This window comes from Streptomyces sp. RP5T (assembly GCF_003933965.1).
Classification (GTDB): domain Bacteria; phylum Actinomycetota; class Actinomycetes; order Streptomycetales; family Streptomycetaceae; genus Streptomyces.
In genome coordinates, this window is record NZ_RSAJ01000365.1 from 1 (window position 1) to 8,442 (window position 8,442).

The 8,442-nt window shown below is 73.6% G+C and carries 9 protein-coding genes and 1 pseudogene; 3 read left to right on the top strand and 7 right to left on the bottom strand.

Annotated features, from left to right (window positions below):
- Positions 1-100, top strand: a pseudogene (locus EHS43_RS48155) (SAM-dependent methyltransferase); the annotation flags it as partial.
- On the opposite strand, the gene EHS43_RS29855 reads toward EHS43_RS48155, so the two are convergent.
- Together EHS43_RS29855 and EHS43_RS29860 are read right to left on the bottom strand one after the other, a co-directional pair.
- Entirely contained in the window at positions 97-597 is a 501-nt protein-coding gene (locus tag EHS43_RS29855; RefSeq protein ID WP_125193833.1) for a DUF402 domain-containing protein, read from the bottom strand. The pseudogene EHS43_RS48155 and the gene EHS43_RS29855 overlap by 4 nt on opposite strands.
- Positions 578-1,507: a GNAT family N-acetyltransferase gene (locus tag EHS43_RS29860; RefSeq protein WP_125193834.1), complete on the bottom strand. Its 930-nt coding sequence runs from the start codon at positions 1,505-1,507 to the stop codon at positions 578-580. Before EHS43_RS29860 ends, EHS43_RS29855 begins: the two co-directional genes overlap by 20 nt.
- Positions 1,508-1,577: 70 nt before the next feature.
- On the opposite strand from EHS43_RS29860, the gene EHS43_RS29865 reads away from it, so the two are divergent.
- The gene (locus EHS43_RS29865) at positions 1,578-1,949 is read left to right on the top strand and encodes a GntR family transcriptional regulator (RefSeq protein WP_185806473.1); all 372 of its coding nucleotides are present in this window, start codon (positions 1,578-1,580) and stop codon (positions 1,947-1,949) included.
- Here EHS43_RS29865 and EHS43_RS29870 read toward each other — a convergent pair.
- Together EHS43_RS29870 and EHS43_RS29875 are read right to left on the bottom strand one after the other, a co-directional pair.
- Entirely contained in the window at positions 1,934-2,665 is a 732-nt protein-coding gene (locus tag EHS43_RS29870; protein WP_125193836.1) for a DUF72 domain-containing protein, read from the bottom strand. The genes EHS43_RS29865 and EHS43_RS29870 overlap by 16 nt on opposite strands.
- 15 nt (positions 2,666-2,680) lie before the next feature.
- The gene (locus EHS43_RS29875; protein WP_125193837.1) at positions 2,681-3,775 is read right to left on the bottom strand and encodes a DUF5925 domain-containing protein; all 1,095 of its coding nucleotides are present in this window, start codon (positions 3,773-3,775) and stop codon (positions 2,681-2,683) included.
- Between the two features lie 167 nt (positions 3,776-3,942).
- Here EHS43_RS29875 and EHS43_RS29880 point away from each other — a divergent pair, with 167 nt between their 5' ends.
- Complete coding sequence (locus tag EHS43_RS29880; RefSeq protein ID WP_125193838.1) at positions 3,943-5,364, top strand: xylan 1,4-beta-xylosidase; 1,422 nt, start codon at positions 3,943-3,945, stop codon at positions 5,362-5,364.
- Here EHS43_RS29880 and EHS43_RS29885 read toward each other — a convergent pair.
- The 3 genes from EHS43_RS29885 to EHS43_RS29895 all read right to left on the bottom strand — a co-directional run bounded on the left by EHS43_RS29885 (position 5,354) and on the right by EHS43_RS29895 (position 8,330).
- Positions 5,354-6,904, bottom strand: coding sequence for a carboxylesterase/lipase family protein (locus tag EHS43_RS29885; protein WP_125193839.1), 1,551 nt, complete (start codon positions 6,902-6,904; stop codon positions 5,354-5,356). The two genes, EHS43_RS29880 and EHS43_RS29885, sit on opposite strands and share 11 nt — an antisense overlap.
- A 15-nt stretch (positions 6,905-6,919) precedes the next feature.
- Positions 6,920-7,558, bottom strand: a complete 639-nt coding sequence (locus EHS43_RS29890; RefSeq protein ID WP_125193840.1) for a GPP34 family phosphoprotein — start codon at positions 7,556-7,558, stop codon at positions 6,920-6,922.
- Positions 7,559-7,670: 112 nt separating this feature from the next.
- Positions 7,671-8,330, bottom strand: coding sequence for a response regulator transcription factor (locus EHS43_RS29895; RefSeq protein WP_125193841.1), 660 nt, complete (start codon positions 8,328-8,330; stop codon positions 7,671-7,673).
- Positions 8,331-8,442 lie beyond the last annotated feature (112 nt).

Sequence of the window (8,442 nt, forward strand, 5' to 3'; positions counted from 1 at the left end):
GGGGGGCCGGGTGCGGGTGGAGCGGCTGTCCCAGGACTCCCTGCTGTGGGGGAAGGACGTGGACGACGAGCGGTACGCGGTGCTGGTGCGGGGCGACTAGGAAACCGGGGGCCAGCCACCGGGCCGGTGGGCCAGAGCCTCCAGCTCGTCCAGGGCCCCGGCTGCCGCCGACGCGGCCCGCGGGTCGCGCTCCGCCAGGCCGCTCTCCGCGAACTCGTCCTCGTCCAGGCGCAGCACCCGCGTGCCGTCCGCCGAGACCCACAGGTCGAGGTCCAGGTCCTCCACGACCAGCTCGGCGCCGTGCAGTGTCGCCGGGCGGGTGATGTCGCAGTACCAGCCCTTCAGGGTGCCGCCGGCCGTGCGGACCTCCTTGACGGAGTACCAGCGGTCCCGCCAGTAGTGCTCGGTGAACACGTCGCCCGGCTCGAACCGGACGAAGCCGAAGTCGCGGACGCCGTCACCGGCCCAGGGAGCGCGGACCGTGACCCGGGTGCCGTCGTCGGTGAGCAGGTCGGCCGCGTAACGGATCTTCGTGCGGCCCGCCTTGAGCAGGACGACGTCGACACGCTGCGGGGACTCAGGGGAGTTCGCGGACATGACGTACCTCCGTGGCGCAGATCTCGTATCCGAACCACTTGTTGATCGCGAGCATGGGTTCGTTGCCGGCGTCGTTGCCGGTGAGGGCCTCGGTGCAGCCGGCGGCGCGGGCCCGGTGCAGGGAGGCGTTCTTGGCGAGCTTGGCCAGGCCGCGGCCGCGGAAGGCGCGGGCGGTGCCGGTCATGGCGGTGGCGTAGCGGCCGGTGCCGTCGGTGTGGGCGGCGCTGAAGGCGGCCGGACGGCCGTCGACGAGGGCGATGGTGGTCAGGGCGTGGTCGAGGAGGGGGTGCTTCCAGTTCTCCTCGATCCACATGTCGTAGTCGGTGAGTTCGGTGTCCACGTCGCTCGGTTCGTCCCCCGAGGTCTCCGCGTCCAGCTCGAAGAAGAAGCGCGGGTCGTCCGCGAAGTCTGCGGCGGTGCGCAGTTCCACGCCCGGCGGCAGGGGCTGGAGCGGCGGCAGCGTGCCGTTCGCCAGGTCCAGGCGCAGGAAGTGCGCGCAGCGGCTGGCCCGATAGCCCTGCCGCTCGGCGAACTCACGGTTGTGCGGCTCGTCCAGCACCCAGGAGAACAGCTTGGTCGCCCCGTGCGCCGCCAGGTGCTCCTCGGCGGTGCGGACCAGCAGGGCACCGGCGCCGCGCCGGGTGCGGTCCGGGCGTACGTAGATGTTCAGATAGCCCTGCCCCGGCTCCGGGCTGTCGTGGGCGAGGCCGAGCTGGGCCGTGCCGATCACCTCGCCGTCCTGTTCGGCCACGAGGGAGCGGTAGTGCGCGTCCGGGTGGGTGTGGACCAGGCGGTGCAGCACGCCGGCTGGGGTCCACAGCACGAACGGGAGGGCCAGATGGCGGACGTGGGCGAAGCTCTCGACATCGGCCGGGTCCTGGGGGCGCAGGTCACGCACGATCACGGTCATGACGGCGCACGTTACGGGGGAGGCCCGCCCGGGTGCCTCCCATTTTCCGGCGGTGCGGGACAATCGGCTCGTGACCTTGAGGATCGACATCGACGACAGCGCACCGCCGTACGAGCAGGTGCGGGTGCAGATCTCCGAGCAGGCGCGGGCGGGGGTGCTGCCGGTGGGGTACCGGCTGCCGACCGTGCGGGGGCTCGCCGAGTCCCTCGGGCTCGCCGCGAACACCGTCGCCAAGGCGTACCGGGCGCTGGAGAGCGACGGGGTGATCGAGACGCGGGGGCGCAACGGCACGTTCGTGGCTGCCGCCGGCTCGGCCGCGGAACGGGAACTGGCCTCGGCCGCGCAGGCGTACGTGGAGCGGGCCCGGCGACTGGGACTCACGGAGAACGACGCCCTGGTGGCCGTACGGGACGCGCTGCGGGCGGCTTACGGGGAGCGCTGAGAAAGCGCGGCGAAGGTCTTCGCGTTGCGCACGGCGGCGCCGTTCGGGTCGTTGTTGAAGTACACGTACACGTCCTCGGTACCGGCCCAGGTGCGCCCGATCCGCCCGGCCCAGGTCTCCAGGGACCGTCTGCCGTAGTGCGGCCAGGGCGCGGCCCGGCCCTCGTGGAGGCGGACGTACCCCCAGTCGGCGGTGCGCCAGAGCGGGGTGACCGGCCGGGCCCGGACATCGGCCCAGCACAGGGCCGCGCCGCGACGCTCCAGCACCCCGCGGGTCTCGGGCGTCCACCAGGACACGTGCCGGGGCTCGACCGCGACCCGCGTCGAGGCGGGGAAGCAGGCCAGGCAGGCGTCCAGCAGTTCCGTGTCGGCCAGCAGGGTCGGGGGCAGTTGCAGCAGCACCGGGCCCAGCCGGTCGCCCAGCCCCTGCGCGTGGCTCATCAGGCGGTGCACCGGTTCCTCCGGGTCCTTCAGCCGCTTGATGTGGGTCAGGTACCGGCTCGCCTTCACCGCCACCACGAAGTCCCCCGGCACCCGCTCCCGCCACGACTCGAAGGTCTCCCGGGACGGCAGCCGGTAGAACGCGTTGTTGATCTCGACCGTCGGGAAGTGCCCCGCGTACTCCTCCAGCCAGCGCCGCACGGGGACACCGTCGGGATAGAGGACGCCCCGCCAGTCCTTGTACTGCCACCCCGACGTGCCGACGAACAGGGTCATACACCCATCAAAGCACTACAGGTACAGCCCCGCGTCGGCCCCGGGCCGCGGCTCCGGCACCGCCGTCGGTGACGTCCCCCGGCGCAGCGCGTACAGCTCCGCCAGGGTCGCCCCCTCGCGGCCCACGCCCTCCTCGGTGCCGAGCCAGCCCACCGCCTCCCGGCGGGTCAGCGGGCCCACCTCGATACGGGCCAGGCAGCGGCCGGGACGGACCACGGCGGGGTGCAGGCGCTCCAGGTCCTCGTTGGTCGTGACACCGACCAGGACGTTGCGGCCCTGGCCCAGCAGGCCGTCGGTCAGGTTCAGCAGCCGGGACAGGGCCTGGCCCGCCGTGTGCTTCGCCTCGCCGCGGATCAGCTCGTCGCAGTCCTCAAGGAGCAGGAGCCGCCAGCGGCCCTTGCCCGTCGCGTCCTCCTCGCCGATCGCGATGTCCATCAGATAGCCGACGTCGCTGAACAGCCGCTCCGGGTCGAGGACGCAGTCGACCTGGCACCAGTCCCGCCACGAGCGGGCCAGCGTGCGCAGGGCGGAGGTCTTGCCGGTGCCCGGCGGGCCGTGGAGCAGGAGCAGACGGCCGGCGATGTCCTGCGGGGTCGTCTTCATCAGGCGGTCCATCGCGTCCGCGACCGGTGCCGTGTAGTTCTCCCGCACCTCGTCCCAGGTGCCCGCGGAGATCTGCCGGGTCGTGCGGTGCGGGCCGCGCCTGGGGGAGACGTACCAGAACCCCATCGTGACGTTCTCCGGCTGCGGCTCGGGTTCGTCCGCCGCGCCGTCGGTGGCCTGGGCGAGGACCTTCTTGGCCAGCTCGGCGTCGGTGGCCGTGACGGTGACGTCCGCGCCCCGGTTCCAGCGGGAGATCAGCACGGTCCAGCCGTCGCCCTCGGCGAGGGTCGCGCTGCGGTCGTCGTCGCGGGCGACGCGCAGCACCCGGGCGCCCGCCGGCAGGAGCGTGGCCCCGGAACGCACCCGGTCGATGTTGGCCGCGTGGGAGTACGGCTGCTCGCCCGTCGCGAAGCGGCCGAGGAACAGCGCGTCGACGACGTCGGACGGCGAGTCGCTGTCGTCGACGTTGAGCCGGATCGGCAGCGCGTCGTGTGGGTTCGCAGACATGCCGCCCATGATCCGGCACGGACCCCCCGTACGCACCCGGTTTCCGTGGTGTGCCGGTCGTGTCGCGCCTGTCCGGTGCTTCCGCTCTGTCCTCTACGTCCTGTTACAGAGCTGTGCGTCTCCGGCATCTGCCCGCACCGGCGTGTTCGCGGATACCGTTGCCCCCGATGGGACGTCATGGGTGGGGTTCGGGGGCATGGCGGTGGCGGCTCACCGCTCTGCTCGGTGTGACCGTGACCGCTCTGGCCCTGGTCGTGACCCTCCTCAACACCCTTCCGGGCAGCGGCGCGGGCACCGACGGCACCTCACGCAACGGCGACCGGGTCCACGGCACTCCGACGACCACGCCGGACGCGGACACCGCGGAGGTCGGCTGGGGCTTCACCCACACCCAGGACAGCGCCGACGAGGGCGACTCCGCGGCCACCGACCGGGTCCGGCAGCGGATCGAGGACGCGGGCGGACTCCCGCAGAACCAGCACATCATGGGCTGGGGCGCCGACAACCCCGAGCCGGTGCCGGGGCGTTACGACTTCGAGGACCTGGACCGGCGCGTCGACTTCATGCGCGCCTCCGGCTCCACCCCGGTCATCACCCTGTGCTGCGCGCCGGACTGGATGAAGGGCGGCGAGGCGGGCGTCGGCAACACCGACTGGAGCAAGGCGGCGCTGGAGACGGCGCCGGACCCCGCGCACTTCGAGGATTACGCCGCCCTCGCCGCGACCGTCGCCAAACGCTACCCGGACGTACGCCACTTCATCGTCTGGAACGAGTTCAAGGGCTTCTGGAACGAGGCGAAGGCCCGCTGGGACCACGAGGGGTACACCCGGCTCTACAACCTGGTCTACCGGGCGCTGAAGAAGGTCGACCCCGGGATCATGGTGGGCGGCCCGTATCTCGTCATGGACAGCGTCGACGCACGCTCCGCGGACGCCTCCGCGACCTTCAAGGGCGCCTGGGGCGCGATGGACCAGCGGGTCCTCGACGCCTTCGACTACTGGAACAGGAACAAGGCCGGCGCCGACTTCGTCGTCGTGGACGGCTCCAGCTACACCAACGACGACGAGCTGCTGCCCGACGAGTTCGCGGCCACCGACAAGTTCACCGCCGTGAGCCGGTGGGTCCGGCAGCGGACCGGCAACCTGCCGCTGTGGTGGGCCGAGTACTACGTCGAACCCGCCGACAGCCGGGACGAACGCGAGGGCTGGGCCGAGAACCGCCGGGTCGCCGTGCAGGCCGCCGGAATGATCGCGCTGGCCAGGGGCGGCACCACGTCCGCGTTCTACTGGAACCCGGAGAACGCGAAGGGCACGGACTGCGCGGGCTGCCTCTGGACGCCGACCGCCGGCAGCGGCGGCGGCCGGAAGCTGCCGATGTTCGACCTCGTCAGCCGGTTCGGCCGGTCCTTCCCGCCGGGCACCGCCTACACGACCGTGTCCGTCGCCGCGGACGACGTGCCCAACGTCCGCGTCCTCGCCACCGACCGGACGATCCTGGTGGTCAACATCCTCGACCGGGGGATCAGCGCGAAGATCGACGGGAAACGGTTCGACATGCGGGCGTACGAGGTCAAGTGGCTCAGCCGCTGAGCGTGTCCCAGAACCCGCAGTGATGGCGCAGCCGCTCCGTGCGGGTCGGGACGACGTGGTCCGGTGCCAGCGACAGCACCGTCCGCCGGGGCCAGCGGGGTGACGACGGACCGCCCGGGTCGCCGGTCCGGGCGAAGCGGGTCCAGTAGCCGATCATGGTGTCGGCGAGCCTGCGCTGTGCCGCGGTCAGGTCGCGGGGCAGGCCGCCCAGATCGAAGAGGTACGGCAGCTCGCTCGCGTGCGAAGCGCCGAGCGGGAACGGCGGGGTGCCCGGGGTGAGCGGCGGAGCGTGCTCGTCGGCGAACTCGTACCGCCACACGGGCACGTGGGCGGCGAGCAGGTCGCCGGTGGCCGCCGTCGGGCAGGCGAAGTCGCCGTCGCCGATGACCGCGCCGAACACCGGGCCCCCGCCGCTGCGGTGCACCGGGTACTCGCGGACGATCGCCCTCGCCTGGCCAGGGGAGGGGAAGAAGGCGCTCACGACGTCGGGCCAGGTGTCGGGGTTCACGGGGTGGCCGGCCTGGACGATCCCTGCTGCCCAGCCGTTGCCCTCGTCGCGGTTGTCGCCGATCAGGACGGGGACGTGGTGGAAGCGGCCGCCGGCGATCGCCGCCGCGGGGTCGGCGGGCAGCAACGGGGTCGTGTGGGCGGGCTGTTGGTCGACGGCCTGGGCCGCGAGCAGCCGGGGCACGCGCACGTGCCGCAGACACGACAGGACGTCGCGGGCGGAGCCGCAGCCGACCTCCGCGGCGAGGCGGGCGCCCGCGGCCCGTGCCGTGGGCAGGGGCACGGAGGACGGGGCGAACGACCGGTCCGGGCGACCGGTGCACGGACCGCTCTGGATGATCGCCCGGTCGAAGAGCCCCGCGGCGGCGGGTGAGGCGAGCTGGGCGCAGACGCTGTAGCCGCCCGCCGACTCGCCGGCCAGCGTCACGTTGCGGGCGTCGCCGCCGAAGGCACCGATCTCCGAGCGGACCCAGCGCAGTGCCGCCTGCTGGTCGGCCAGGCCGAAGGTGCCGGAGCCCGGAAGGCCGTCGTGCGCGAGGAAACCCAGGGCGCCGAGGCGGTAGTCGACGGTGACGACCACGACGTCACCGCGCGTGGCCATGCGGTGGGCGTCGTACGAGCTGCCCGCGCCGGTGGTGAGGCCGCCGCCGTGCAGCCACACGACCACCGGCCGGGGGCGGGCCGGCCGGGCGCCGTCGGGCGTCGTGACGCCGAGGTGGAGACAGTCCTCGTCGGTGCTGCCCCCGGGCACCTCGCCGGCCTGCTGCGGGCAGGCGCTCGCGGGCCGGGTCGCGTCCCGTACCCTGGACGAGGGAGCCGGCCGGCGGGGCGGGGCCCAGCGCAGCCGGCCGACCGGCGGTGCCGCGTAGGGGATGCCTTCGTAGGTGCGGTAGCCGTCGTGGACGGCCCCGCGCACGATCCCGTCGCGGGTGTGCACGGTCGTCGAGGGTGGGGCCGAGGCCGGGACGGCTGTCGTGAGCGTGGCGGTCAGGGCACAGCCCAGCAGGGTCGTCAGGACGTGGTGTGCGGTCATCTTCTCCCCGTTCGGTCAGCCGCCGCCCATGCCGCCCTGTGCGGCGATCATGGTCGTCGGCAGGGCGCGTACAGCGTTCTCCAGGCCGGGCGCGAGGGCGCCGAGGGTCCCCGTGCAGGCGTCGATACGAGCCCGGTGGGTCTTCCGGTCCCGCCGTGACACGACCGAGCGGACGCCGCCGGCAGCGGCCAGCGCCAGCAGGAAGGCGTCGGCCGCCGGGAGCTCCCGCACGGGGGTGTCCCCGTGCAGCGCCCCGGACACGCGCGCGTGCAGCGAGGCGGGCACGGCGGAATCCCGCACGGTCACCCGTCGGGTGCCGAAGCGGGTGCGCGGCGCCCGCACGGTGAGGAGTCCCGCCGCGGCGAGCCGGTCCTCCACCGCGGCCAGGGTCCGCTCGCGGTGGCGGCGCACCAGGTGCTTCCAGCCGTGCCCGCCCGCGGCGTCGCGCAGCACACCGTCCAGGACGGGATCGCCGGTCGGTTCCGTGCCGGACACGGTGACCTCGCCGTCCGCCTCCGTGAGCCGGCCGCGTGACGCGAGGTCGGCCAGGGCGGCGGCCCGGACCAGCAGTCCGGCGCGGGAACGGTCGTAGGGGCCTTCCGCCGCTGCGTCGTGGGCGAGCAGATACATGAGGCAGGCCAGGTCGTCGATCACACCTCGACGGTAGGGCCGCGCGCCTCGGCTCCGGATCGGCCGCGCGCAGGGCCCCGCACTGGGAACACAGGAGGATCTCCGGCCGGTCTCCTCCTTGAGGAGGAGGGCGCCGTCAGGGGCGGCGCGGGCGCACGAGGCCGTGGTCGTAGGCGGCGACGACGGCCTGGACGCGGTCGCGCAGACCGAGCTTGCGCAGCACCGCGGTGACGTGGTTCTTGACGGTCGCCTCCGACAGACCGAGGCGACCGGCGATCTCCGCGTTGGACAACGCCTGTCCGATCAGGGTGAGCACTTCCCGCTCACGGCCGGAGAGGGCCGCCAGCGAGGGCGGCGGCGCCGGGTCGGGCGTGGTGCGCAGGAACCGGTCGAGGACGCGGCCGAGCACGGCCGGCGCCAGCAGCGCGTCGCCGCGCGCGGTGACCCGGATCGCCTCGACGAGCTCGGCCGGACGGATGTCCTTCAGCAGGAAGCCGCTCGCCCCGGCCCGCAGAGCGGCGACCACATGCGCGTCCACGTCCCACGTGGTCAGCACCAGCACCCGGGCGTCACCGCCCGACTCCGCGATCCGCCGGGTCGCCTCGATACCGTCCACGACGGGCATGCGTACGTCCATCAGCACCACGTCGGGCGCCAGTTCCCGCGTCAGCCGCACCGCCTCCAGGCCGTCGGGGGCCTCACCGACCACCTCCAGGTCGTCCCGGGCATCGATGATCATGCGGAACCCGGTACGCACCAGGGCCTGGTCGTCGGCCACCACCACCCGCAGTGTCATGACACCCGCTCCACCGGCAGCCGTGCCGCCACCTCGTAGCCGCCCCCGGCCAGCGGACCGGCACGCAGACTGCCGCCCACGAGCCGCACCCGCTCCCTCATCCCCACCAGGC